The sequence below is a fragment of the Dermacoccus sp. UBA1591 genome, assembly GCF_002322065.1.
In the GTDB taxonomy this organism is placed as follows: domain Bacteria; phylum Actinomycetota; class Actinomycetes; order Actinomycetales; family Dermatophilaceae; genus Dermacoccus; species Dermacoccus nishinomiyaensis.
This window is the reverse complement of the sequence record NZ_DCNR01000004.1, coordinates 24,312-49,178: the sequence shown is the minus strand read 5'-3', so window position 1 is coordinate 49,178 and position 24,867 is coordinate 24,312. Positions and strand designations below refer to the sequence as shown.

Genomic DNA, 24,867 nt, shown 5'->3' with positions numbered 1-24,867 from the left:
CGGTGGGCTGCGGGCGGGTCAGGCAGTGCTGGGGCGCTGGTAGACGTCGGGGATGCCGTCGTGGTTGTCGTCCCGCTCTTCCTCCTCGGCGAGCTGGGCGTAGACGCGGTTGCGTCGTGCCAGCACGATGCTGGCGAGCGCAGCCGACAGCAGGCTGCCGAGCAGGACGCCGATCTTGACGTGGTCGTCGGAGGAACTGCCTGATCCGAACGCGAGTTCACCGATGAGCAGGCTGACGGTGAAGCCGATGCCGCCGAGCAGGCTGAGGCCGAAGACGTCGCTCCACGTGAGGTTGTCGTCGAGTTCGGCGCGTGTGAACTTGCTGACGAGGAACGTGCTGCCGAAGATGCCGACCGCCTTGCCGAGCACGAGCCCGGCGATGACGCCGATCGTCACGGCGTCCGTCAGCGTGTCGGTGATGCTCGTGCCGACGACGGTGACGCCCGTCGAGAAGAACGCGAAGACGGGCACCGCGAAACCGGCGGAGTAGGGGTGCAGGCGCTGCTCCATGCGGTCGGCGATCGCGTGCTTGCCCTTGACCGGCACGAGCAGGCCGAGGACGACACCGGCGATCGTCGCGTGGATGCCCGAGTTGAGCACGCACACCCACGCGGCGATGGCGAGCACTCCGAGGACGACGGGGTTCTTGAGGCCCCGCTGAACGGCGACGCCGAAGAGCGCGATCGGCACGATGGCCGCGACGAGCCACGTCAGCGAGAAGCCGTGGCTGTAGAAGATCGCGATGATCGTGATGGCGATGAGGTCGTCGACGACCGCGAGGGTGAGCAGGAACGAACGCAACGCCGTCGGCAGGTGCGAGCCGATGACGGCGAGCACCGCCAGCGCGAACGCGATGTCGGTGGCCGTCGGGATCGCCCACCCCTGCGCGCCGTCGCCACCGGCATTGATGGCGGCGTAGATGAGAGCGGGGACGGCGACGCCGCACACGGCCGCGATGACGGGAACCGCCGCAGCCGAGGGGTTCTTGAGATCGCCGACGACGAACTCGTGCTTGAGCTCGAGGCCGACGACGAAGAAGAACAGTGCGAGCAGACCGTCGGCCGCCCAGTGCGCGACGGACATGTTGAGCCCGAGGAAGTGCGGGCCGATGTGCGCGTCGCGCAGCACCTCATAGCTGTGGCTCCACGGCGAGTTCGCCCACGTCAGCGCAGCCACGGCAGCCATGAGCAGCAGGACCCCACCGATGGTCTCCGTCTGGAGCAGTTCCTTGACGCGCCTCGCCTCGGGCCACGTGCCGCGGGTGAACATTCGCTTGGCCATGCGACCTGCCGTCGCGACGGGGGCTTGGTGCGCGTAGGTCTTGAAGTCCTCGAACTCCGGCGGCTCGTCACTCATCGGAGGGAGGGGGTTCTTGTTGCCGGGCATGGGCGGCTCCTCGGGGGTAGCGCTGAGCAGGGGCACCCGGTGGCTCGTGAGCACTCCTCGGGCGGCCGACCAGACTTCCCGGCACACCAATTGCTGAGAATTCTACGGGAGTTCGCCCCACGTCCGATCCGACGTCCGGTGCGCGGGACGCCCCTGCCCCCGTCCAACTGGCCCCACCACGCGATGGCGGGTAACTCAACGCCGGCAGGCAAGTGCCCGCCTACCTGTGAGTTACCCGTCATCGTGAGCCGGTGAGCCGGTGAGCCGGAGGCGAAGAGCTACTTCTTCAACCCCGCCTGGATCTGAGCCATGACGCTCGGGTCGGCCAACGTCGTGGCGTCACCGGCTTCACGGCCCTCGGCGACATCCTTGAGCAGGCGTCGCATGATCTTGCCCGAACGCGTCTTCGGCAATTCGTCGACGACGAGCACCTGTCGCGGCTTCGCGATCGGCCCGATCTGACGACCGACGTGCGTGCGCAGCTCCTGGACGAGCTCGTCGCGGGCTGCGTCTACGGCGTAGTTCTCCCGCGATTCTTCGCGCAGGATGACGAACGCGCAGACGGCCTGGCCGGTCGTCTCGTCCGCGGCGCCGACGACGGCGGCCTCCGCGACCGTGTCGTGGCTGACGAGCGCCGACTCGATCTCGGAGGTCGACAGGCGGTGACCGGATACGTTCATGACGTCGTCGACGCGGCCGAGCACCCAGATGTTGCCGTCCTCGTCGCGCTTCGCGCCGTCACCGGCGAAGTACATGTCGGGGAAGCGCGACCAGTACGTGTCCTCGTAGCGCTGACGGTCGCCCCAGATGCCGCGCAGCATCGACGGCCACGGGTCGCGGATGACGAGGTAGCCGCTCTCGCCGTTCGGCACGCTCTTGCCCTCTTCGTCGACGACGTCGGCGGTTATGCCGGGCACGGGTGCCTGCGCCGAACCGGGCACGAGCGCCGTGACGCCGGGCAGCGGCGACATCATGATCGCGCCAGTCTCCGTCTGCCACCACGTGTCGACGATCGGGGCCTCACCCGCGCCGATGACGTCACGGAACCACATCCACGCCTCAGGGTTGATCGGCTCGCCGACCGAGCCGAGCACCCGGATGCTCGACAGGTCGTACTCCTGCGGGATCTCCTCGCCCCACTTCATGCAGGTGCGGATCGCCGTCGGCGCCGTGTAGAAGATCGACACCTTCTTGTCGGCGATGATCTCCCACCAGCGACCCTGATGCGGGGTGTCGGGCGTGCCCTCGTACATGACCTGCGTCGCGCCGTTCGCGAGCGGGCCGTATGTGATGTAGCTGTGGCCGGTGATCCAGCCGACGTCGGCGGTGCACCAGTAGACGTCCGTGTCGGGGTGGACGTCGTGGACGACGGCGTTCGTGTACGCCGCCTGCGTCAGGTAGCCGCCCGAGGTGTGGAAGATGCCCTTCGGCTTCCCCGTCGTGCCCGAGGTGTAGAGGATGAACAGCGGGTGCTCCGCATCGAAGTTCTCGACCTCGACGACGGGTTCGGCGGCCTCGAGCGCCTCGTCCCACCACATGTCCTTGTCACCCATCGTGACGTCCTCGCCGGTGCGCTTGACGACGAGTACGCGCTGCACGCTCGTCTCCCCGCTGACGGCCTCGTCGACGGCCGGCTTGAGCGCGCTCGGCTTGCCGCGGCGATAGCCGCCGTCAGCGGTGATGACGACCTTCGCCTCACCGTCGGCGATGCGGGTGCGCAGCGCGTCCGCCGAGAAGCCGCCGAAGACGACGGAGTGGACGGCGCCGATGCGCGCGCACGCGAGCATCGAGATGACGGCCTCGGGGATCATCGGCAGGTAGATCGCGACGCGGTCACCCGCTTCGACGCCGGCGGCGCGCAGAGCCCCGGCGGCGCGCTGCACGCGCTCGGTGAGGTCGGCGTACGTGATGGCCTGCTCGTCGCCCGGCTCGCCGACGAAGTGGATGGCAACGCGCTCGCCGTTGCCCGCCTCGACATGGCGGTCGGCGCAGTTGTAGGCGACGTTGAGCTCACCTCCGACGAACCATTTCGCGACGGGCGCGTCGGACCAGTCGAGGACCTCGTCGAAGTCCTTGCTCCAGGTGAGGCGCTCGCGGGCCTGCTTCGCCCAGAACGCGAGGCGGTCGGCGCCGGCCTCTTCGTACAGCGACGCCTGGCCCACGGCCTGGGCCGTGAAGGCCTCGCTCGGGTGGAAGGGGCCGGGCGTGGGGTCGGGGGTTTCGCTCATGGCGGGCGCTCCTTGCTTAGTCTCGGACACTCCGGCGTCGGCCGCCGAGCGGGCGGGCGCCGGGCCTGCTCGCGCTCGGATCGGGGGAGGCCCCGGATCGTCGGCGCGATGAGGTGTGGATCACAGGCGTCAACCCTTTTCTATCGCATCGCCCGGGTGGCGCGTCGAGGGCGGTTCGCATACTGACGGGTAGCAAACGTGGGGCGCTGAGTACGCTTGCGCCATGACTGCGACCGTCGACGCCGTGCGTGCCCTTGCCGACCTGCCCGAGGTGGGCGAGAGCGTCGATCGTGCCCGTGAAGCCTGCACCGAACTGCGCTGGCACAACGCGTTGCGACGGCGCATCCCGCAGGCCGCCGCCGAGTCGCGTGTGCGCGGGGCGCGGGCCAGCGCCGCGCTGGACGGCGCCGAGGTCTCCGTCGACGTCGTGCGTGAGTTGGTCGTCGGGCTGACGTCGTGGCCCGAGGAGCCCGACCCGCTCGAGCGGGCGCTGCGCGGCGCGGTGCAAGCCACCGCCGAGACGGAGCATGCCCGAGACCTCGTGCTGACGTCCCCGGCTCAGGCCCTCGCACGCCTCCACGTCGCCGTAGCGGGGTCTTCGGCGGGTGTCGATCTGCCGCCCGACGCCGTAGGACGCCCCCGTCGCGATGACGAGGTGTGCGCCGAACTCGTCGAGGTCGGAGCGCCCGTGCCGGCACTGGAACTTCCCGCGCGGCTCGGAGGGCTCTACGAACTCGTCGCGTGCCATGACAAGGCACCGGTGGCGGTGGTCGCCGCCCTCGCTCATGCCGAGATCGCGACGATGCGCCCCTTCGTGCGCGGGAACGCGATCGTGGCGCGAGGTTTCGAGCGGGCCCTCGTGCAGGCCGCCGGGCTCGACCCGACGGGAGTCTGCGTGCCCGAGGTCGGCCACCTGCGCGAGGCGAGCGCGGGATACGTCGGGGCGCTCGCGGCGTATGCGACCGGCTCCGCGGACGGGGTTCGCCTGTGGCTGACGTTCTGCGTCGGCTCGTACGAGCGGGGCGCGCGTGAAGGCATGCGCATCGCGGACGCGGTCCTCGCCGGGCGGCTCGGCGGATTGTAAGCAATTGCCACCCACTTCAGGGTGGAGTCTTGGCGTAATGTGGGTGAAGTCTCAGTAAATCAACAGGTTCCGGCTTGGATTAGCGTGCCCACCGTGACATATTGAAGCAGTGCGCTCCCCTCGGGTCGAGCGCTGGCGTGCATGCCGCACCCCCAAGGGTATGCACGCATAGACAGCCCCCGTCGTCCCCCCGACGGGGGCTGTCGCTGTTCCTGGCCGGTGGGTGCGGCGGGGGCTGGAATTCGGCGGGCCCCGACGGAGGCGCTGAGGCCGCGACGGGCGGGTGCGTCATCCACAGGGTGTGACGGCTACGGCCGGTTTTTGCCCTCGCCTGCAGGCTGATCCACAGGTTCGGCTCTCGCGACCTTGGCCCGGGCTGGTGCCGGCCGTGACGGTGGAGCCATGAACGCATGGGACGACGCGGGGGCGAGATTCGAACTCCCCGGGCGGCATCGAAGCCGCAGTGAAGAGCAGTCCGCCGAGTCGGCGCGAGGCGACGGAGCGCGTGATGCCTGGCCGGATGGCGAGGTGTTCGCCGACGACGTCGATGATCTGGCCGGTTCGGGCGGTGGCATCGTCGGCGTCGGGGATGGGGCCCTCGAGGCCCCGCTCGTGCGTGGACGTCGCATCGCGGTGATGTGCCCCGATTCGAGCATCGACGGTGCGTGCTTCGGGGCTGCGCTCGCGGGGTATCTGGCGAAGGTCGCGGCGGCCAGCGGCTCGTCGAGACCGCCGGTGGCCCTCGTCGACGGTCAACCCGGAACGGGTGGGCTCGACGTGCTGCTCGACCTCGAGACGACGCCCGGTGCGCGCTGGCCGGCCCTGCGTGGCGCGGGATCCCACATCGACGGTGAGCGGCTGCTCGCCGCCCTGCCGCAGCGCGACGGGGTGGCGGTGCTCAGCCACACCGCCTCTCCCGCCGTCGTCGACGAGGAGTCGAGGCGCGCGACGCACGAGGCGCTCGCCCACGTCGCGGGGGACGTCGTGCACTGCCTGGCCGCGCATCCGCTGCCACGCCCGGGGGAGTTCGACGTCATCGTGCTGCTCGTGCGCGGCACGCTCGCGTCGACGGCTGCAGCGCAGCACACGGTGCGAGCGCTCACGGAGCTCGCGCTGGACGAGCCGGGCGGCTCGAGCATCGCGCCGGTCGCGCTCGTCGCGCTCGAGACGCCGGTGCGTACGCGCTCCGTGCTCGCCGAATCGCTCGGTGCCCCGCTTGTCGCGGCCGGCCCGACGCGGTGGCGCATGAGCGCCCACTGCCCGGCCGACCTGCTCGCGGGCCGATGGCCGGGGCAGCGTGAGACGACGATGACCCGCCTCGTGCGCGACGTGTCGATGTTCGTCGCGCGCCTCGAACGGGAGCCGTCATGGGCGTAGCCGAAGGCATGTGGAAGGAGATCCACGCCGGGCGTGCACCGAGCGCGCGCTCGCTCGAATCGCTCGTGAAGCTCGACGCGCCGGTGTTCGGGCAGGAGCAGCGCGTCGCACTCGAGGCGCGCCTCGACGCCGATGTCCTCGGCGCCGGGCCGCTGCGTGAAGCGCTCGAACTCCCCGGGGTGAGCGACGTGCTCGTCAACGGCACCCGGGGTGTCTGGGTCGATCGCGGATGCGGCGTCGAACGGATCGCGCTCGACCTGGGCGGCGAGGAAGACGTGCGGCGACTCGCCGTGCGCCTCGCTGCCGCAGCGGGCCGGCGCCTCGACGACGCGAGCCCCTACGTCGACGCCGTCCTGCCCGGCGGGGTGCGACTGCATGCGGTGCTGCCGCCGCTCGTCGACCACGGCGCACACCTGAGCCTGCGTGTGCCGGGCGGCTTGCGAATCGGTCTCGGCGACCTCGTCGCCCGCGGCGCGATGGACGACGAGGTGGCCGCGCTGCTGCTCGCCCTCGTGCGGGCCAAGGTGTCCTTCGTCATCAGCGGTGGCACCGGAACGGGCAAGACCACGCTGCTCGCGGCGCTGCTGCGTCACGTGCCCCACGACGAACGCCTTCTCGTCGTCGAGGACGTACGGGAGCTCGCCGTCGAACACCCGCACGTGGTGCGACTCGAGGCGCGCTCCCCGAACGTCGAGGGGGTCGGCGAAGTGCCGCTGGCCGCGCTCGTGCGGCAATCCCTGCGCATGCGGCCCGATCGGATCGTCGTCGGCGAGGTGCGTGGCGCCGAGGTGCGTGAGCTCATGACAGCGCTCAACACGGGCCACGAGGGTGGGTGCGGCACCGTTCATGCCAACGCGGCGGCCGACGTGCCCGCGCGTTTCGAAGCGCTCGGCGCGCTGGCCGGCATGAGCCCCGAAGCAGTGCGCACACAGCTGCGGCCGGCGATCAGCGTCGTCATCCACGTCGAACGCGTCGACGGGATGCGCCGCGTCGCGAGCGTCGGGATGATGGGGGGCGACCATCACGGCTTGCGGGTCGAGGCAGCCTGGCAGCGCGGTGTGCGCGCGGGTGCCTGGCCCGCTCTGTGCGACCTGGCAGGTGTGCGATGAACGTCATGACCTTGGCGCTCGCGGCCGCCGTCGCCGTCATCGCTTGGCCGGCTCGGGTGCAGGCTCTTCCGCGGGAGGACCGGCGGCCGGTGCGAGGGGTGCGGCGCCTGAGCAGCAGCGATCCCGAGGCCGAATGCCTGCAGGTCGTGGACGCTCTCGTCACGGTGCTGCGCGCCGGGTCGGCCGTCACGCCGGCCCTCATCATGGCGCTCGATGGTGTGGGGGCCACCTCGGCGGGTGGGAGCGCGACGAGTGCCGGGTGGCAGCGGCTGCGCCTCGAAGCGGTGCGCGACGGTGATGTCGTGCAGGTCTGGCGCGACCTCGGACGCTTGTGGCGCAGCGCCGCGTTCGAGGAGGTCGCCGCGGCCTGGCAGCTGTCGGCGCGGCACGGATGCCCACTCGCCGACGCGATGGAGGGTGCCGCCCGCAGTGTGCGAGCACGGCGCTCGCATCGTGCGTGCGTGGACGGTGCGACGGCGGGTGCGAAGGCGAGCACGTCGGTGCTGCTGGGCCTGCCGGTGCTCGGGGTGGGCCTCGGGATGCTGCTGGGCGTCGACATGCTCGGTTGCTACAGCGGCTTCTCCGGGCTGGTGACGCTGTGGCCCGGGATTGCGCTCATGTTCGTCGGGGCGCGGTGGTCGCGTCGCATGACGGCGTCCGCGCTCAAGGCACCGACCGAGGCGGCGACGTCATGACGGTGTGGGTGCTGGTGGCGGCGAGCGCCGCTGCGATGGCGTTGTGGCCGAGTTCGACGCGGGCCGAGCGGCCCGTCCTCGTCACGAGCGACGAGAGCGACACGGCGGATCATCCGTTGGCGGTCGCCTCCTCCATCGATCTGCTCGCCCTCGCACTGGAAGGCGGGGCGCCCGCCGTCGTCGCGCTCGAGGCCGTGGGAGCGGCGCAGCGGGGAGGGCCGTCGACGGAGACGGCGTTTCGGGATGCCGGCGGGCTCGAGCTGCCGAACAGCGCAGGCTCGCCGGGGAACGCGGCCGGTGGCGTCAGTACGGTCAGCCGCGTCGCGGCGGCGCTGCGCTGGGGCGTGGACGAACGTAGCGCTTGGTCGCTCGCGCCGCCCGTCTGGCGTCCCGTCGCGACAGCCTTCGAACTGGCCGGACGTTGCGGCGCGGCGCCGAGCTCGCTGCTGCGGCAGGCGGCCGACGACCTGCGTCGCTCCGAGGCCGAACGTGTCACGCAAGCGGGCGCGAAGGCCGGCGTGCGCATCGTCCTGCCGCTCGGCTTGTGCTTTCTGCCCGCCTTCATCCTCATCGCCATCGTTCCGCTCGTGCTCGGGCTCGTGAAACTGCCCGCCTGAGTGCCCACACACTCCGTCGCCGCCGGCGCCGGGACGTCCACTCCGGACGACAACCGCACCACCTTCAAGGAGACAACCATGATCGCCACCACCCGCCGTACCCGTGACGAGCTGCTGCGCCGCTGGCGCGCCGCGAGCGAAGCCGCCGAGCACGGCATGTCGACCGCGGAGTACGCCGTCGGCACCATCGCCGCCGTCGCGTTCGCCGCTGTGCTCATCGCCATCGTCAAGTCCGACACCGTCCGATCCGCGCTCGAGGGCATCTTCTCCTCGGCACTGTCGACGCGCTGACGGCGAGGGCGACGATGACCACGCGGGCGACGGCGCTGGGGGTGGCGAGGGCGACCTCGTCGCGGGCGACGCTCACGGCGACGAGTGCTCCATCGACTCGAACGGCTCGGCCTGCGGCCGGTCGGGCGTCGACGAAGCCTGCGTCCGCGACCATGGGATGCAATCTGCCCACATGGTTGCGCCGTCGTTGGTTGGTCGACGAATCAGGCATGGCTACAGCGGAATTCGCCGTTGCGCTGCCCGCCGTTGTTGTCGTCGTCTCGCTCGTCGTCGCCCTCACGCAGTTGTTGTTGACCCATCATCGGACGTGGAACGCCGCCTCCGTCGCCGCCCGTTCGGCAGCCAGGGGTGATGGCGACGACGCCGTACGTCGCGCCGTCGCCGCGACGGGCGTGCCGGCGACGTTGAGCGTCGCTCGCGACGGCGGGTGGGTGACGGTCTCGCTCGTCGCCCGCCCGCCGTCGCCCCTCGGCTGGGTGCTGCCCGATGTCACGGCCCGCGCGGTGGCAGCTCAGGAAGAGGGCCCATGATCTGGCGATCCCGACAGCCGCGTCTACCCCAGCACGGGTCGACGCGTTCGTCGCAGCCATCCCATCTGTGGCGCCGGCTGCCGCGCGCGTATCCACGGACGTGGTCGCGGTCGTCCGCGCAAACACAAACACCGACACCGACACCGACAAGGTCGATACCGGCAAGGTCACGGACACCTGATCCGCGCGCACCTCGGACTCCGAGCGAGCGTGGTGGTGCGAGCGTCGTCATGGTGGGCGTCGTCGGGATGCTCGTCGCGCTGTTCGCGGGTGTCGCGACGTATGCGCGCATCGCCGTCGACGCCGAGCGCGTGAGGCTCGCGGCGGATCACGCGGCGCTGGCGGGTGCGTCCGTCGTGCTCGGCGCAGCACGCCTGCCGGCAGGGGACGCCTGCGCGGCCGCCGGGCACAGTGCTCGCCTCAACGATGCGACGCTCACGACCTGCACCGAGTTGTCGACGGGGGTGCAGGTGACGGCAAGTCGTGCCTCGGCCCTCGGGCACGAGGTGACAGCGACCGCCCGCGCCGGCGCGCCCGAAGACCACTCGGCCAGACAGACGTCAGCACCCCCGTCGCCGGTGTCAGGGCCGCACCCGACGGGTCGACAACCGGACTTAGCCGCCCTCGAGGCGACGCGAGTCGTCGTCAGGCGCGTCGGCGAGGACGCACTCGAGCAGCGTGAGGGCGCCGGCCTTGTCGAGCGGGGAGTTGCCGTTGCCGCACTTGGGCGACTGGATGCAGGCCGGGCAGCCGTGTTCGCAGCCACAGGAGGCGATGGCGTCCTGCGTGGCGCGCAGCCACGTCGCCGCCCGTTCGTAGGCGCGCTCGGCAAAACCCGAGCCGCCGGGCAGGGCGTCGTAGACGACGACGGTGGGCATGTCCGTGTCGGGGTGCAGCGCGGTCGAGACGCCACCGACGTCCCACCGGTCTCCCTGCGCGACGAGCGAGATCAGCCCGATCGAGCAATGCTCGGCCGCGTGCAGAGCCCCGGGCGCGCTCTCTGGTGTCACGCCGGCGTCGAGCAGGTGCTCCTCGGGAACCGTCCACCACACACCCTTCGTCATGAGGGTGCGCTCGGGCAGATCGAGCGGGTGCTCACCGATGACCTCGCCCGAGGGCAGTCGTCGCAGAAAGCTCGTCACCTGCGTGCGCACCCGAATGGTGCCGTAGTGGACGCCGACGGTACCCCATGTCTGCGACCGATCCTCCTCGAGGATGTCGAACGAGCTGACGGAGCGAGCCGCCGTCGACCACCCCGGGTTGCCGCGCACGACGTGCGCACTGCCGTCGTCGAGGTCAAGGGACGTCACGACGAACGTGCGCCCTTGATGGACGTACACCGCGCCCGGGAAGACGCTCGAGTGGGCGCGCTCCCCGTCGACCGTGCCGAGCACGGCCCCGGTGCGCGACTCGACGATGCGCACGTCACTGCCGCCGTCGCCCCGCAACGAGACGTGGTCGCCGGGCCGGTCGTCGCGCGCCCAGTACCAGCCGCTCGGACGCCGACGCAGGACGCGCTGGGCGACGAGCGCCTCGACGAGCGGCCACATGTCCGCGCCGAAGAGAGCCTCGTCGGCGGCCGTCAAGGGCAGTTCGGCAGCGGCGCTCGCGAGCTGCGGCCCGAGCACGTACGGGTTGCTCGGATCGACGACGGTCGCCTCGACCGGGCGGTCGAAGAACACATCGGGATGATGGACGAGATAGGTGTCGAGCGGATCGTCGGCGGCGACGAAGACGGCGAGCGCGTCACGCCCCGAGCGCCCCGCCCGCCCGCTCTGCTGACGCAGCGACGCGACCGTCCCCGGCCACCCGGCGAGCAGGACGGCGTCGAGGCCGCTGACGTCGATGCCGAGCTCGAGCGCGCTCGTGGCGGCCACCCCGGCGAGGGTGCCGTCGCGCAGCCCGCGTTCGACGGTGCGGCGTTCCTCGGGCAGGTAACCCCCGCGATAGGCAGCGACGAGGTCGGGGTCGAACCCGTGGTTCCACAGGCGGTTTCGCGCCATGTCGGCCATCACCTCGACACCCACACGCGAGCGCGCGAACGCGAGCGTCTGCACGCCGCGCCCGACCAGTTCGCCGAACAAGTCGGCCGTTTCGGCGGCGGCACTACGACGCCCGAGGTCTTCGACAGTGGGGCCATCGTCCACGCCGCCTTCCTGGGCGGCGCCACGATCCTGGGCAGCGCCAGGAGCAGCCTGGGCCGCGCCGCCATCCCGCGCGGCGTCGCCATCCTCGTCGCTCATCCCATCTGTGGCTGCCGCCACGGCCCCACCCATGGCCTCTGCCGCGCCCGGGGGCGGGCCGGGCTCCCACAGCGCGAACGTCAGGGCTGGGCTCGGCGAGCCGTCGTCGGTGACGGCGTCGACGTCGAGGCCCGTCAGAGCGCGGGCGTGTGCGGCGGGTTCACCGGAGGTCGCGGAGGCGAGCACGAACGTCGGGTGGCTGCCGTAGCGCGCGGCGACACGGCGCAGACGTCGGATGACGCCGGCCGTGTGGGCGCCGAACACGCCGCGATAGACATGGCACTCGTCGATGACGACGAGGCGCAGCGAGCGCCAGAAGATCGACCAGCGTTCGTGAGCGGGCAGCATCGAGTGGTGGAGCAGATCCGGGTTGGTCAGGATGATGCCGGCGTGGTCGCGGATCCAGCGTCGCTCGTCCGGGGGAGTGTCACCGTCGAGCGTCGCGATGCGTGCACCCGGGATGGCGAGGGCGTCGAGGCGCGCGCGTTGGTCGGCGGCGAGCGCCTTCGTGGGCGAGAGGTAGAGCGTCGTGGCTCCGCGGATCGCCGCGAGCGCGCTGACGGGCGGGTCGCCGGGGCGGCGCGCGAAGTCGGCGCCGTCGACGGCAGCCGTCAGCATCGGCACCTGGTAGGTGAGCGACTTGCCCGAGGCGGTTCCGGTCGCGACGACGACGTGGCGGCGCTCGAACACGGCGTCGAGTGCGGTTCGTTGGTGCGACCACAGATGGTGGATTCCCTTGCCCTCAAACGCAGCTCGAACCGCAGGCGCCACCGCGTCGGGCCACTCGGCGAGCGAGGCCTCACGAGCAGGGCGCGTGCGCACGTGGGTGACACCACCGGTGCCGGCGTCACGCAGCGCGTCGAGCCATTGCTCGGGGCCCGCACCGTCAGTGCGCGTGACCGCAGAACTCATGCGCACCCTCCACCCTGGATCTCACCTCGAAGGAGATGAATGTGAAATCAACTTGCATTGACTTTTCGGCTTCCTGTGACAAAACTGAATCCCCAGAGAGCAGGCCTCGCCTGCGCCAGGATGAACCGTCGAGCAGCAGGAGCCCGGGCCGCGTGGAACTCAGAGTGAACCTTCGCCGGGACGAGGGCATCGCCGTCATCGCCTTCGCCGGGGAGGTCGACGTGTACACCGCCCCCGTTCTGCGGGACGCCATCTCGAAGGTACTCGCCGCTGGTGACAAGGCGATGGTCGTCGACATGAGCGAGGTCAGCTTCCTCGACTCGACCGGCCTCGGTGTGCTCGTGGGCCGCCTCAAGGCCGTGCGGATGCTCGAGGGGGTCATGCGGGTCGTCATCACCAATCCCCGGGTGCTTCGCAATTTCCAGATCACCGGCCTCGAGAAGATCTTCACCATCGATTCCACCGCCGCTGACGCCGTCGCGGCGGTCAAGGCGGGCGCCTGACGCTCCGCCGGCGCGCGCCGGTCCTCATGGGGTCGGTCCTCATGGGGTCGGCGGCGTGCACCAGGTCAACGTCATACTGGGGTCATGTCTTCCCCGGCCCCTCACGTCGACGATTCCACGCGCGATCAGCTCGCCGCTCTGCGCGCTGACCTCGTTGCGGCGCCCTACACCGTCGAGGCGGTCGCCGACATCCTCGGTCCGAGTGCGTCGGCCGCGCTGCACCGCGAACAGCCGACGGCTGCTCGCCGCATCCTGGCCGACGACGACAGTCCTGTCGCGACGATGGTGGCACTGTTCACGCTCGGTGGGCGCATGAGCCCGGCGCGGATCGAGGCGGCCTTCCCCGCCGCGGGGGTCGACGGTCTCACGGCGCTCGGGCTGCTCGCCGACGACGACACCCTCGAGCAGATGCGCGCCGACGGGGACGACCGCGTCCTCGTCGCTACGTGCGACCTGCGCCCGTACGGCGACGAGACGTCGTCATGGTGGCTGGCATCGGATCTCTCGGAGATCGCGACGGGCCAGGTGCTCGAACCCGATCATGTGCTCGGCATCGGTGGCGCGTCGACGACCCTCGCAAGATGGACCCCGCGACGCACCGTCCGCAGCGCACTCGACCTCGGCACCGGCTGCGGTGTTCAGGCCGTGCACCTCGCGGGCCACGTCGAGCACATCGTCGCCTCGGACCTCGCGACACGCGCGCTCGCCTTCGTCTGCTTCAACGCCGCCCTCAACGATCTCGACGTCGAGGTGCTCGCCGGTTCGATGCTCGAACCGGTCGACGGCCGCCGATTCGACCTCATCGTGAGCAACCCGCCGTTCGTCATCACGCCGCGTCGCCCCGGCATGCCCGAGTACGAGTACCGCGACGGCGGTGCGGTGGGTGACGCCGTCGTGCGCAACCTGGTTCGCGACGTCGGCGCCCACCTCGAACCCGGTGGTGTCGCACAGTTCCTCGGCAACTGGGAGATGCGCGACGGCGAGACGTTCGAAGACGTCTGGGAGCGATGGCTCGACGGCGTCGACCTCGATGCGCTCGTCGTGCAGCGCGAGGTGCAGGATCCGTGTGAATACGCCGAACTGTGGGCGCGTGACGGTGGCGCGCCCGTCGGGTCGCCCGAGTACGACGCCATGTACTCGGCCTGGCTCGACGACTTCGCGGCGCGCGGCGTCGAGCGCATCGGCTTCGGCATCGTCACACTCCAGAGGCCGGCCGCACCCCGTCCCCGGTTCACCGATCTGCTCGACGAGCGCGGCTCTGTCGCCGCCGCCATGGGCCCGACGATCGACGCAGGTCTCGCCGCGCGGGCGTGGATGGCACGTGTCGGAGACGACGCGGTGCTTGACTCGTTCTGGCAGGCCGCGCCGGACGTCACGGAGGAGCGTCACACGAAGCCCGGAGCGAGCGACCCGAGCGTCATCATGATCCGTCAGGGCGGCGGGTTCGGCATGTCGATCCAAGCCGACACCGTGCTCGCCGCGTTCCTGTCGGTCTGCGACGGATCGATGACGGCGCGCACGGCGCTGGAGGCCATCGCGACGCTCGTCGACGTGCCCGCTGACGACGCCGTCCGCGGCACGCTGCCGCTGCTGAAGCGCCTCGTCGCCAACGGTTTCCTCACCCGCGTCGAGCGCTGAGCACCCCGCAGTTAGGTACGGCCGGGGCGTCAGGCCAGCTGCCAGCTGCGCTTGCTCAGGCCGTACCAGAAGCCGTCGACGGTGGTCTGCGCCGACGCCGACGCCGCGCCGTCCGGGTTGGCGGCGCCGAGCGCGACGTAGAGCGGTGCCCAGTGCTCGGTGCGCGGGTGCGCCTCATGGGCGGCGGGGGCCTTCGTCATGAAGTCGAACAGTGCGTCGAGGTCGCCGCTCGCCATCGTCTCGGCGGCCCAGTGGTCGAACTCCGATGACGGCGCGGGCGGGGCGTCGTCAGCGTCACCGCTCGGACGGAACCACCGCAGGTTGTGGGTCGTGAACCCGGAACCGATGATGAGCGTCCCCTCGTCGCGCAGCGGCGCGAGCTTGCGGCCCAGCTCGAACAGCTCGACGGGGTCGAGCGTCGGCATCGACATCTGCAGGACGGGCACGTCGGCGTCGGGGAACATCTCGACGAGGGGGACGTACGCGCCGTGGTCGAGACCGCGTGATGGGTCCTGGTGCACGGGCCGCTCGGGTGTGCCGACGAGGCGGGCCACCGATTCGGCGAGTTCGGGCGCGGCGGGCGCGTCGTACGTCACCTCGTAGTACTTCTGCGGGAATCCCCAGAAGTCGTAGGTGAGCCCGGCGCCGCTCGTCGACGACACCGTGACGGGCGCGTTCTCCCAGTGCGCCGAGACCATGAGGATCTGCTTCGGCTTGGGCAGTTCCTTGCCCCAGGCGGCCAGTTCGGCGGTCCAGGTCGCATCGTCCGCGAGGGGCGGCGCGCCGTGGCTGAGATAGGCGACGGGGAGTCGGCCGTCGGTGGCCTGTGTCGAGGTGCTCATACTGACGAAACTAGTTGACGTATCAACTTTATTCCAGTGGGTTCCTCGAGTAGCCGGAACACCGCTCTCGGCCGTCCTCGACATTCCGCTCCGCCCTCGGGCGTCGGTGCCGGGCGGCGCTGTGGGTGCGGGGCAGGGGCGGGCGTCACGCGGCAGGACCCGTCACGTCTGAGTCGCGGTGCCCCTCCCGCGTCGCGACGGAGGTGCTCCCGCTGCCCCACGACCGGCTGTCGGTCCCGTCGGGTACGGTCTAGACGACCGCACGCGAAGGCGACGACGAATCCGTGGCCCGTGCGCGAACCGAAGGAGCACCCCAGTGGCGTCAGGCAAGAAACTCGTCATCGTCGAATCGCCCTCGAAGGGCAACAAGATCGCGTCTTATCTGGGCAGCGACTACGTCGTCGATGCCAGCGTCGGGCACATCCGTGACCTGCCGACGCCGAGCGAGATGCCGGCCGACATGAAGAAGGGCCCGTACGGGAAGTTCGCCGTCGACGTCGACAACGGTTTTGCGCCGTACTACGTCGTCGACGCGAACAAGAAGAAGAAGGTCGCCGAGCTCAAGCGCGCTCTGAAGGACGCCGACGAGCTCTACCTCGCCACCGATGAGGACCGCGAGGGCGAGGCCATCGCGTGGCACCTGCTCGAGACGCTGAAGCCGAAGGTGCCGGTCAAGCGCATGGTCTTCCACGAGGTGACGAAGGAGGCCATCCAGCGCGCCGTCAACGACACGCGCGAGCTCGACATGCAGATGGTCAACGCGCAGGAGACGCGCCGCATCCTCGACCGTCTCTACGGCTACGAGGTGTCGCCGGTGCTGTGGCGCAAGGTGCGTGCGGGCCTGTCGGCAGGGCGTGTGCAGTCGGTCGCGACGCGCATGGTCGTCGAGCGTGAGCGGGAGCGCATGGCGTTCCGTGCCGCGTCGTACTGGGACGTCGAGGGCGAGTTCGAGGCGAAGTCGAGCCAGGCGTTCACCGCCAAGCTGACGGGCGTCGACGGCGAGCGGGTCGCCTCCGGCCGCGACTTCGGCGACGACGGGCGCCTCAAGAGCTCGGGCGTGCGCCACCTCGACGGTGCGGCGGCCGAGAAGATCGCTGAGGCGACGCGAGCCGGCCACGCCGAGGTCAGTGCCGTCAGCGAGAAGCCGTACTCGCGCAAGCCGAGCGCGCCGTTCATCACCTCGACGCTGCAGCAGGAGGCCAGCCGCAAGCTGCGTCTGGGCTCGAAGGACACGATGCGCGTCGCGCAGCGCCTGTACGAGAACGGCTACATCACGTACATGCGTACCGACTCGGTCGCCCTGTCCGAGCAGGCCATCAGCGCCGCGCGTCAGCAGGCGCGCGACCTGTACGGTGCCGAATACGTGCCGGACGCTCCCCGCCGTTACGCGGGCAAGTCGAAGAACGCGCAGGAGGCGCACGAGGCGATCCGCCCGGCCGGTGATCGCTTCCGCACGCCCGCCCAGGTCGCCGGTGAGCTGCGCGGCACCGAGTTCGCGCTGTACGAGCTGATCTGGAAGCGCACCGTCGCCTCGCAGATGGCGGACGCGAAGGGTTCGACGGCGTCGGTGAAGGTCGCCGTCGGGGTCGAGAGTTCGGGTATCGCCAAGCGCGCCGAGTACTCGGCGAGCGGCACCGTCATCACGTTCCGTGGTTTTCTCGCCGCCTACGAGGAGGGTCGCGACGCCGATCGTTACTCGAACGATGACGGCGAGCGTCGCCTGCCCAAGCTGTCCGAGGGTGTCGGCCTCGACGTGCTGCGCGCCGAGGCGTTGGGTCACGAGACGTCGCCGCCCGCGCGTTACACCGAGGCGACGCTGACGAAGGCACTCGAGGAGCGCGGCATCGGCCGCCCGTCGACGTACGCCGCGACGGTCGGCACGATCCAGGATCGCGGGTACGTGCGAACGCGCGGCAGCGCGCTCATCCCGACATGGCTCGCGTTCGCGGTGACGAACCTGCTCGAGACGCACTTCCCCAGCCTCGTCGACTACGACTTCACTGCCTCGATGGAGGAGGGGCTCGACCGCATCGCCGCCGGTGACGAGGAGCGCGCGGCCTGGCTCACGCGCTTCTACTTCGGCGACGAGGGTGAGTCGGCCGAGGGCCTCAAGCAACTCGTCGACGACCTCGGCGACATCGACGCACGCGGGATCTCCACCATTCCGATCGGCGAGGGTCTCGTCGTGCGCGTCGGGCGGTACGGGCCGTACGTCGAGGAGGAGGTGCCGAACGGCATCGATCCGGCGACGGGTGAGGTCAAGGAGGGCTTCGACCCCGAGAAGGTCGGCGAGAAGCCGCGGCGCGCGTCGATCACGGACGACATCGCGCCCGACGAGATGACGCCTGCGAAGATCCGCGAGCTGCTCGACGCCTCCGACGACGACGGCCGCGTCCTCGGCACCGACCCCGAGTCGGGCCACGAGATCGTCGCCAAGTCGGGACGCTACGGCCCGTACGTCACCGAGGTGCTGCCGGAGGTGACGCCTGCCGACGGTGAGAAGCCGAAGAAGAAGGCGGCGAAGCCGAAGCCGCGCACGGCGTCGCTGTTCAAGGACATGGATCTCGCGACGATCGAGCTCGACACCGCCCTCAAGCTGCTATCGCTGCCGCGCGTCGTCGGCGTCGTCGAAGAGAAGGCGACGGCCGAAGACGGCACGGAGACGACGAAGCAGGTCGAGATCACCGCGCAGAACGGGCGCTACGGGCCGTACCTGAAGAAGGGCACCGACTCGCGCTCGCTCGAGAACGAGGCGCAGCTGTTCACGATCACGCTCGAGGAGGCCGAGGCGATCTACGCCCAGCCGAAGCAACGTGGCCGCGCCGCCGCGAAGCCGCCGCTCAAGGAGTTCGGCGCCGACCCGACGTCCGGCAAGCCCGTTGTCGTCAAGGACGGCCGCTTCGGCGAGTACGTCACCGACGGCGAGACCAACGCGACGCTGCGCAAGGACGACGACGTCGAGACACTGACGGCCGAGCGGGCCTACGAGCTGCTCGCCGAGAAGCGCGCCAAGGGCCCCTCGACGCGCAAGAAGGCCGCCAAGAAGTCGACGAAGAAGGCTGCGACGAAGAAGACCGCCGCCAAGAAGACGACGACGAAGAAGACCGCTGCGAAGAAGACGACGGCCAAGAAGGCCTGACGACTCGCAGCAGCGTCATGACGCCCCGGTTCGAGTGTTGCTCGAGCTGGGGCATCGTCTGTCAGCGGATGAACGCGTCGAACGCGGCGATGCTCGCGTCGCATGCGGCGGCGTCCCCGTCAGGGGTGGCGAGGTCGGTGAAGAGGTGGCCTTCGCCGGGTGCGACGACGTCGTCGAACGGCGCGCCCGAGGTGGTGACGGCGTCGCGCAGCGCGGTGACGTCGGGTTCGCTGATGAACGGGTCGACGGCATGGCGATGCACCTGGACAGGGACGCCGCTCCAGGTTCCGTCGCGCGGCGCTTCGACGTTGTGTAGGAGCACCGCGGCACGCGCGTCGGGTCGCTTCGCCGCGAACGCCTGAGCGAAGAACGCGCCGAGCGAGAAACCGGCGAGGACGGCGTCGGCGGGCGCGTCGTCGAGTGCCGTGCGCGCATGATCCATGAGGGCGCGAACGCCCACGGCGTCGCGGTGGGCGAGCCCGTCGTCGGTCGAGACGAACACGTGCCCGTCGTAGTAGTCGGGGGTGACGACGACGTGGCCGAGCCCGCGCAGGGCGTCAGCGAAGTCGAGGACGGCCGTGCGCAGGCCGAGCGCTGAGTGGAACAGGACGATGTGAGCCATGGTCCCAGTGTCGTTCTTGAACGTGTTCAAAACATGCGAGGATGGGTGAGAGATGCGGCGCCGATGGGCGCGGCAGGACGACCGGGAGAGACATCGTGGCGAAGATGCTCGGCGCAGGAATGACGGGGGCGGGCGCGTCGAGCGCCGGCTCGCTTTCGGGGTCGCGAACGTCCGTGTGGCACACGGGCGGGCGGGCCGCCGTCATCGGTGTGGGGTCTGTGGCGGCGGGTTTCGTCGTCTCGTCGGTCGCTGTCGCCGTCGCCTGGGTCCGCGGCCCTGCCGATGCCTACTCGCCCGCGAACTGGCTGAGTGACGCCGGGCTGGCGCTGGCGCTGCCGTGCGCCGTCATTGCGTGGGGCCTCGCGGCGTGGTCGTTGCACCTGACACGGGGGCTCACGATGGGGGCGCGGCAGTTCTCGCTCGTGCTGTGGGGCGCGGCGACGCCGTGCGTCTACGGCTTTCTCGCGATGCTCTCGTTCGGTGTGTTCGGTGGCGACTGGGCCGGTGGCGGGCTCTTCTGGTCGGCGACGACCCTGATCGGCTTCTGCATCTGGTTCGTCACGTTGACGCCGATGTTCATCATGCTCATCGCACGGCCTCTGCTCTCGCGCGACCCGGCGACGGTGCCAGACTTGCCCGGGGCCGCTGCGCTGAACGGTCGTGACGAGCGCGACGAGGACATCGAAACCGGGATGATTGGCGCGCGCGCCTGCCTGCGAGAGGTCTTTCGGCGCGAACCTTGACCCTGACGTGACGTGAGGCGATGGAGTGAGGTCATGACCGACGAACTGACGGTGGGGCAGGTGGCGGCACGTTTCGGCGTCACCGTCCGCACGCTGCATCACTACGACGCGATCGGGCTCGTGCGGCCGAGCGAACGTGGCTGGAACGGATACCGGCTGTACACGCCGGCGGACGTGCAACGCCTCGCTCGGGTCGTGCTGCTACGGCGCCTCGAGATGCCGCTCGCGGACATCGCCGAGGCGCTCGACGAACCGGCCGTGCTGGCGGCACTCCTCGTCGAGCACAGGGAAGCGGTCATGGCCAGGCGCGACGAGCTCGATGCGCTGGTCGACGCGATCGACACCGCACTCACATCGGAGGCAACCATGAGCAAATATCAGATCAGCAGCGCCGAGATGAAGGAGATCTTCGGCACCGGATACGACGAGGCGTACGACGTCGAGGCGCAACAGCGTTGGGGTGGGACGGAGGAATTCGCAGAATCCCGGCGCCGCGCCAAGAGCTACGACAAGGCGACCTGGCATCGCATCAAGGCCGAGTCGGACGAGGTGTTGGCGGCATTCGCCAGGGCGATGCGTGACGGCGCGGCACCCGGCAGCGCGCAGGCCGACGCCGCAGTTCAGGCGCACCGCGACCAGATCGAACGCTGGTTCAATCCGGTGCCTCTGCCGATGCTCCGGGGGATGGGCGCCATGTACAGCACCGACCCACGCTTCGCGCAGACCTACGACGACGTCGAGCCCGGCCTTGCCGCGTACGTCACGGAGGTGGTCGCCGCCTACTGTGACAGCCGGGGCTGACGGTCGACACGCGTCCCTCTCGCCGGGGCCGTGCTGCCGGCGGGCGTGGACCGCTGCCCGACTTTTGTGCATCTGCACGAGGAATGTGCCGCATATTCCTCGTGCAGATGCGCAAAAGTCGCGCAGCTGGCAGGCGGCGCTTGTCGCGACCCCGTACGGTGGCCCAGCGACGCTCCCCAGCAGGCGATTTCTGCGAGTTTCCGGGGTTGTCGGACGCACTGGGTAGGGTGAGCGCCATGCCCGACGACCTGCGCCTCGACGTCGAAACGCTGCGCGCCTCGAGTGACGTCATCAGCGACGCCACGACCGACGCCGTCGCAGATGTCGACGCCAACACCAAGGGCGCACCAAGTGTCAGCACCGCAGCCGGCGACGAGGTCGCGGCCGACGTGGCCGCGCACGGGCTGTTCGTCACGTTCGAAGGTGGTGACGGCGCGGGCAAGACGACGCAGATCGAGCGTGCCGCTGCGTGGCTGCGTGAACTGGGCCGTGAGGTCGTCATCACGCGTGAACCGGGCGGTACCCCGCTGGGCGTGGAGATCAGGCGGCTCCTGCTCCATGGCGACGACGTCGCGTCGCGCGCCGAGGCCCTGCTCTACGCCGCCGATCGGGCGCACCACGTCGAGACGCTCGTGCGACCGGCCCTCGCGCGCGGTGCGGTAGTGCTGCAGGATCGCTACATCGACTCCTCGATCGCCTACCAGGGCGCCGGTCGTGCGCTGGCCGCCGACGACGTCGAGTCCATCTCACGCTGGGCGACGCGCGGGCTGACGCCGGACGTCACGGTGCTCATCGACGTCTCGCCCGAGGTCGCGCGCGAACGTCGCGGCGCGCGCGGTGCCGAAGACAGGCTCGAACGTGAGGCCGACGACTTCCACACCCGCGTGCGCGAGCACTTCCTCTGCCTCGCCGCGCGCGACGAGGCGCGCTACCTCGTCCTCGACGCGGGTCGCTCGCGCGACGACCTCACCGCCGCCGTCCGCACACGACTCGAACAGCTCCTCAAGAGCGGCACGACGCGCGCATCAGGCGGCCCCTCATGAGTGACGTCGCGACGACCCGCCGGGTGCCGGGCGTCGGCGAGGGCGTATGGCGTGATCTCGTCGGTCAACAGGAGGCGGTGCGCACGTTGAGCGAGGCCGTCGGCGACGCCCGTCGCATGACGCATGCGTGGCTCATCACCGGCCCGCCCGGCTCGGGCCGTTCCAACGCGGCTCGCTCGTTCGCTGCCGCGCTCGAGTGCCCGCAGGGCGGGTGCGGGGAGTGTCGCGAGTGCCGGACGACGATCGACGGCTCCCACGCCGACGTGCAGATCGTCTCGACGAGCGGCCTCACGATCCAGGTGCGCGAAGCGCGCGATCTGGCGTTGCAGGCGCAGTCGTCGCCGACGGTCGGGCGCTGGCGCGTCATCGTCATCGAGGACGCCGACCGTCTCACCGAACGCGCCGCCGACGCGCTGCTCAAGGCGCTCGAAGAACCCGTCCCGCGCACCGTGTGGCTGCTGTGCGCGCCGAGCGTCGAGGACGTCATCGTGACGATCCGCAGCCGTTCACGCCACGTCCGCCTGCGCATCCCGCCGCCCGACGACGTCGCCGAACTGCTCGTGCGCCGCGACGGCGTCGACCCCGCCATGGCGGCGTACGCGGCACGCGCGGCGCAGTCGCACATCGGCATCGCGCGGCGCCTGGCGCGTGACGAGGGGGCGCGCATCCGGCGGCGCGAGACGATCCTGCTCGCGCTGCGTATCCGCGGGCTCGGCGACGCCATGAAGGCGGCAGCTGATCTCGCCTCGATCGCCGAGGACGAGTCGGGCGCATCGTCGGGGGAGCGCAACGCCGCCGAGAAGGCCAAGCTGATGGAGCAGCTCGGCGCCGACCCGAGCGCGCGCACGCAGCCGCCGCACGTGCGCTCGGCGATCAACCAGCTCGAGAAGGAGCAGAAGACGCGGGCGACGCGTTTCGGTCGTGACGTCATCGACCGCGCCCTCGTCGATCTCGCCTCGATATATCGCGACGCGCTCGTGGTGCGCTGGGGCGATCCGGTGCCGCTCGTGAACGCCGACATCGTCGACGACGTCGGCCGGCTCGCGCGCGCGTTCACCCCCGAAGGGCTGCTGCTCGCGCTCGACGCCATCAGCACCGCGCGTGAGCGCATCGCCGCCAACGTCCCCCCGCTGCTGGCCCTCGAAGCCATGTGCATCTCGCTCGAACTGCCCTCATGAGGCAGCCGGATAGGAGTCGCCCCGTGAAGCACATCGCGCGCTCGCGCCTGACGCAGGTGGCCGCGCTCGCGGCTGCGTCGATGCTCGCCGTCGGTGGGTGCAGCACGTCGTCTCCCACCTCGTCGGCGTCGTCGGACCCATCGGGCGGCGGCGCTGCGTCCGCCTCGTCGGCCGCGGGAACGGCCGCGACCGGTCCGCTCAGTGCGTTCTACACGCAGCAGCTCGACTGGAAGAGCTGCGACGATGGCGAGTGCGCGAAGCTGCGCGTGCCCATCGACTACGCGAAGCCGAGCGGCCCGAGCATCGAGGTCGCCGTCAACCGCATGAAGGCGACAGGGACGAAGAAAGGCTCACTCGTCGTCAACCCCGGCGGCCCCGGTGGCTCGGGCGTCGACTATGCCGCGGCGGCCGACCAGATCGTCAGCAGGTCGGTGCGCGACAGCTACGACATTGTCGGGTTCGACCCGCGCGGTGTGCAGCGTTCGGCCGCGATCACGTGCGTCGACGACGCGACGCTCGATCAGTTCATGGGTTCCGACCCCTCACCCGACGACAAGAGCGAGCAGAACGCGCTGCTGGCCGGCGACAAGAAGCTCGCCGACGCGTGCAAGAAGAACGCCGGCCCGCTGCTCGGCCACGTCAGCACCGAGGAGGTCGCGAAGGACATGGACGTCCTGCGCGCGGCTCTCGGCGAGCAGAAGTTGAACTTCCTCGGCAAGTCGTACGGCACGATGCTCGGCGCGACGTACGCCGACCTGTTCGCGAAGAACGTCGGGCGCATGGTGCTCGACGGCGTCCTGCCGCCCGATCTGACGATGCAGCAGATCAACGAGGGGCAGGCGACCGGCTTCGAGAAGGCGCTCGACGCCTACCTCGCCGATTGCGTCTCGGGCGGCAAGTGCCCGCTCGGGTCCGACGCCGCGTCCGCGAAGAAGAAGCTGCAGACCTGGCTCGCCGGCCTCGACGCCAAACCCATCAAGGCGAGCGGCGACAAGCGGCTCAGCACCCTGACGGAGGGCTGGGCGATCAACGGAATCGCCGCGTCGCTCTACGACCAGGCGAAGTGGGGTGAGCTGACGCAGGCGCTGCGCAGCGCACTCGGTGGTGACGGCACGCAGCTGCTCAACGCGGGCAAGAGCTACGCCGAGCGCAACGACGACGGCACGTACCAGAGCAACATGATGCAGGTGCTCAACGCCGTGACGTGCCTCGATCGGCCCGCGCCGACCGGCGGCGTGGCCGAGTACGAGAAGGACGCGGAGGCGTTCTCGAAGAAGGCGCCGACGTGGGGCAGGCAGATGGCGTGGGCCGGCGCGGTGTGCGCCGACTGGCCGGTCAAGACCACGGGCAGACCGCACGAGGTGAAGGCGGCCGGGTCGGCGCCGATCGTCGTCCTCGGCACGACCCGTGACCCCGCGACGCCGTACGAGTGGAGCGAACGCCTCGCCGGTGAACTGCAGAACAGCCGTTTCATCAGCTACGACGGTGACGGCCACACCGCCTACGGGCGCGGCTCCCAGTGCGTCGACAATGCCGTCGACCACTACCTCGTCGACGGCTCCGATCCTGCGAAGAAGACCACCTGCTGAATCGGGCTGACGGCGCGTCCTACGCCGGGCGCACCGAGCCGCCGTAGGCGCCCAACCATGGGGAGGCGCCGCGGCTGCTGGGGTTGGTGCCCCCTGGGGCAGCGAGCGGGCGGGATTGGCGCCCCCCGCGCCGCTCGTGTAAAGTTTTGCCTCGCTGCCGGAGATATCCGATCAGCGGTTGCCGCTTTAGCTCAGTCGGCCAGAGCGTCTCACTCGTAATGAGAAGGTCGTCGGTTCGATTCCGACAAGCGGCTCCGAAGAAAGGCCCCCGAAGATTCGGGGGCCTTTCGCGTGCCC

20 protein-coding genes, 1 tRNA gene and 1 pseudogene are annotated in these 24,867 nt (G+C 70.4%); 17 read left to right on the top strand and 5 right to left on the bottom strand.

What is annotated here, in order from left to right; translation table 11 throughout:
* Positions 1-18: 18 nt before the first annotated feature.
* Positions 19-1,386, bottom strand: coding sequence for a Na+/H+ antiporter NhaA (gene nhaA / locus B2284_RS00815; protein ID WP_136788496.1), 1,368 nt, complete (start codon positions 1,384-1,386; stop codon positions 19-21).
* A 278-nt stretch (positions 1,387-1,664) separates the two neighbouring features.
* Entirely contained in the window at positions 1,665-3,614 is a 1,950-nt protein-coding gene (gene acs / locus B2284_RS00810) for an acetate--CoA ligase (RefSeq protein ID WP_170957217.1), read from the bottom strand.
* 223 nt (positions 3,615-3,837) lie between these two features.
* Here acs and B2284_RS00805 point away from each other — a divergent pair, with 223 nt between their 5' ends.
* From B2284_RS00805 to B2284_RS14400, 8 genes and pseudogenes are all read left to right on the top strand, one after another.
* Positions 3,838-4,698 (top strand): Fic family protein, encoded by an 861-nt coding sequence (locus B2284_RS00805; RefSeq protein ID WP_006944034.1) that lies wholly within the window; start codon positions 3,838-3,840, stop codon positions 4,696-4,698.
* Positions 4,699-5,100: 402 nt separating this feature from the next.
* Positions 5,101-6,075, top strand: a complete 975-nt coding sequence (locus tag B2284_RS00800) for a CpaE-like family protein (RefSeq protein ID WP_006943999.1) — start codon at positions 5,101-5,103, stop codon at positions 6,073-6,075.
* Complete coding sequence (locus tag B2284_RS00795; RefSeq protein WP_240742508.1) at positions 6,066-7,184, top strand: TadA family conjugal transfer-associated ATPase; 1,119 nt, start codon at positions 6,066-6,068, stop codon at positions 7,182-7,184. Before B2284_RS00800 ends, B2284_RS00795 begins: the two co-directional genes overlap by 10 nt.
* Positions 7,181-7,879 carry a type II secretion system F family protein gene (locus B2284_RS00790; protein ID WP_074046550.1) on the top strand — a complete coding sequence of 233 codons (699 nt, stop codon included), beginning with the start codon at positions 7,181-7,183 and terminating at the stop codon, positions 7,877-7,879. The genes B2284_RS00795 and B2284_RS00790 overlap by 4 nt, the downstream gene beginning before the upstream one ends.
* Complete coding sequence (locus B2284_RS00785; protein WP_170957218.1) at positions 7,876-8,496, top strand: type II secretion system F family protein; 621 nt, start codon at positions 7,876-7,878, stop codon at positions 8,494-8,496. The genes B2284_RS00790 and B2284_RS00785 overlap by 4 nt, the downstream gene beginning before the upstream one ends.
* Before the next feature lie 78 nt (positions 8,497-8,574).
* On the top strand, positions 8,575-8,787 hold the full coding sequence (locus B2284_RS00780; protein ID WP_006943941.1) for a DUF4244 domain-containing protein: 213 nt from the start codon (positions 8,575-8,577) through the stop codon (positions 8,785-8,787).
* A 209-nt stretch (positions 8,788-8,996) separates the two neighbouring features.
* The gene (locus B2284_RS00775; protein WP_038569562.1) at positions 8,997-9,317 is read left to right on the top strand and encodes a TadE family type IV pilus minor pilin; all 321 of its coding nucleotides are present in this window, start codon (positions 8,997-8,999) and stop codon (positions 9,315-9,317) included.
* A pseudogene (locus B2284_RS14400) lies at positions 9,314-9,838 on the top strand (Rv3654c family TadE-like protein); the annotation flags it as partial. The gene B2284_RS00775 and the pseudogene B2284_RS14400, both read left to right, overlap by 4 nt.
* Before the next feature lie 93 nt (positions 9,839-9,931).
* Here B2284_RS14400 and B2284_RS00770 read toward each other — a convergent pair.
* Positions 9,932-12,472: a DEAD/DEAH box helicase gene (locus tag B2284_RS00770; RefSeq protein ID WP_136788499.1), complete on the bottom strand. Its 2,541-nt coding sequence runs from the start codon at positions 12,470-12,472 to the stop codon at positions 9,932-9,934.
* Positions 12,473-12,624: 152 nt separating this feature from the next.
* Between B2284_RS00770 and B2284_RS00765 the strand changes: the two genes are divergently transcribed.
* Entirely contained in the window at positions 12,625-12,975 is a 351-nt protein-coding gene (locus B2284_RS00765; RefSeq protein ID WP_286697076.1) for an STAS domain-containing protein, read from the top strand.
* Positions 12,976-13,059: 84 nt separating this feature from the next.
* Positions 13,060-14,613 (top strand): DUF7059 domain-containing protein, encoded by a 1,554-nt coding sequence (locus B2284_RS00760; RefSeq protein WP_136788501.1) that lies wholly within the window; start codon positions 13,060-13,062, stop codon positions 14,611-14,613.
* 29 nt (positions 14,614-14,642) lie between these two features.
* Here the strand turns inward: B2284_RS00760 and B2284_RS00755 are convergent, their stop codons facing one another.
* A complete protein-coding gene (locus tag B2284_RS00755) occupies positions 14,643-15,455 on the bottom strand; it encodes a dioxygenase family protein (RefSeq protein ID WP_006943991.1) in 813 nt (270 codons plus the stop codon).
* Between the two features lie 316 nt (positions 15,456-15,771).
* Here B2284_RS00755 and topA point away from each other — a divergent pair, with 316 nt between their 5' ends.
* Complete coding sequence (gene topA, locus B2284_RS00750) at positions 15,772-18,594, top strand: type I DNA topoisomerase (RefSeq protein WP_006943967.1); 2,823 nt, start codon at positions 15,772-15,774, stop codon at positions 18,592-18,594.
* Between the two features lie 61 nt (positions 18,595-18,655).
* Here topA and B2284_RS00745 read toward each other — a convergent pair whose 3' ends face one another.
* The gene (locus B2284_RS00745) at positions 18,656-19,216 is read right to left on the bottom strand and encodes a dienelactone hydrolase family protein (protein WP_074045737.1); all 561 of its coding nucleotides are present in this window, start codon (positions 19,214-19,216) and stop codon (positions 18,656-18,658) included.
* Between the two features lie 95 nt (positions 19,217-19,311).
* On the opposite strand from B2284_RS00745, the gene B2284_RS00740 reads away from it, so the two are divergent.
* From B2284_RS00740 to B2284_RS00715, 6 genes are all read left to right on the top strand, one after another.
* Positions 19,312-19,959 carry a hypothetical protein gene (locus tag B2284_RS00740; RefSeq protein ID WP_074045736.1) on the top strand — a complete coding sequence of 216 codons (648 nt, stop codon included), beginning with the start codon at positions 19,312-19,314 and terminating at the stop codon, positions 19,957-19,959.
* Positions 19,960-19,992: 33 nt separating this feature from the next.
* On the top strand, positions 19,993-20,760 hold the full coding sequence (locus tag B2284_RS00735) for a MerR family transcriptional regulator (RefSeq protein ID WP_074045735.1): 768 nt from the start codon (positions 19,993-19,995) through the stop codon (positions 20,758-20,760).
* A 236-nt stretch (positions 20,761-20,996) separates the two neighbouring features.
* Positions 20,997-21,803 (top strand): dTMP kinase, encoded by an 807-nt coding sequence (tmk, locus tag B2284_RS00730; protein ID WP_082740423.1) that lies wholly within the window; start codon positions 20,997-20,999, stop codon positions 21,801-21,803.
* The gene (locus tag B2284_RS00725; RefSeq protein WP_074040169.1) at positions 21,800-22,981 is read left to right on the top strand and encodes a DNA polymerase III subunit delta'; all 1,182 of its coding nucleotides are present in this window, start codon (positions 21,800-21,802) and stop codon (positions 22,979-22,981) included. The genes tmk and B2284_RS00725 overlap by 4 nt, the downstream gene beginning before the upstream one ends.
* A gap of 23 nt (positions 22,982-23,004) precedes the next feature.
* A complete protein-coding gene (locus tag B2284_RS00720) occupies positions 23,005-24,570 on the top strand; it encodes an alpha/beta hydrolase (RefSeq protein WP_083603862.1) in 1,566 nt (521 codons plus the stop codon).
* Positions 24,571-24,750: 180 nt separating this feature from the next.
* Positions 24,751-24,824 (top strand) — tRNA-Thr (locus B2284_RS00715).
* Positions 24,825-24,867 lie beyond the last annotated feature (43 nt).

Excerpts from the sequence above, each read along its gene's own strand:
- nhaA (WP_136788496.1), bottom strand. The coding sequence starts at position 1,386 with ATGCCCGGCAACAAGAACCCCCTCCCTCCGATGAGTGACGAGCCGCCG.
- acs (WP_170957217.1), bottom strand. The coding sequence starts at position 3,614 with ATGAGCGAAACCCCCGACCCCACGCCCGGCCCCTTCCACCCGAGCGAG.
- B2284_RS00805 (WP_006944034.1), top strand. The coding sequence starts at position 3,838 with ATGACTGCGACCGTCGACGCCGTGCGTGCCCTTGCCGACCTGCCCGAG.
- B2284_RS00800 (WP_006943999.1), top strand. The coding sequence starts at position 5,101 with ATGAACGCATGGGACGACGCGGGGGCGAGATTCGAACTCCCCGGGCGG.
- B2284_RS00795 (WP_240742508.1), top strand. The coding sequence starts at position 6,066 with ATGGGCGTAGCCGAAGGCATGTGGAAGGAGATCCACGCCGGGCGTGCA.
- B2284_RS00790 (WP_074046550.1), top strand. The coding sequence starts at position 7,181 with ATGAACGTCATGACCTTGGCGCTCGCGGCCGCCGTCGCCGTCATCGCT.
- B2284_RS00785 (WP_170957218.1), top strand. The coding sequence starts at position 7,876 with ATGACGGTGTGGGTGCTGGTGGCGGCGAGCGCCGCTGCGATGGCGTTG.
- B2284_RS00780 (WP_006943941.1), top strand. The coding sequence starts at position 8,575 with ATGATCGCCACCACCCGCCGTACCCGTGACGAGCTGCTGCGCCGCTGG.
- B2284_RS00775 (WP_038569562.1), top strand. The coding sequence starts at position 8,997 with ATGGCTACAGCGGAATTCGCCGTTGCGCTGCCCGCCGTTGTTGTCGTC.
- B2284_RS00770 (WP_136788499.1), bottom strand. The coding sequence starts at position 12,472 with ATGAGTTCTGCGGTCACGCGCACTGACGGTGCGGGCCCCGAGCAATGG.
- B2284_RS00760 (WP_136788501.1), top strand. The coding sequence starts at position 13,060 with ATGTCTTCCCCGGCCCCTCACGTCGACGATTCCACGCGCGATCAGCTC.
- B2284_RS00755 (WP_006943991.1), bottom strand. The coding sequence starts at position 15,455 with ATGAGCACCTCGACACAGGCCACCGACGGCCGACTCCCCGTCGCCTAT.
- B2284_RS00745 (WP_074045737.1), bottom strand. The coding sequence starts at position 19,216 with ATGGCTCACATCGTCCTGTTCCACTCAGCGCTCGGCCTGCGCACGGCC.
- B2284_RS00735 (WP_074045735.1), top strand. The coding sequence starts at position 19,993 with ATGACCGACGAACTGACGGTGGGGCAGGTGGCGGCACGTTTCGGCGTC.
- tmk (WP_082740423.1), top strand. The coding sequence starts at position 20,997 with ATGCCCGACGACCTGCGCCTCGACGTCGAAACGCTGCGCGCCTCGAGT.
- B2284_RS00725 (WP_074040169.1), top strand. The coding sequence starts at position 21,800 with ATGAGTGACGTCGCGACGACCCGCCGGGTGCCGGGCGTCGGCGAGGGC.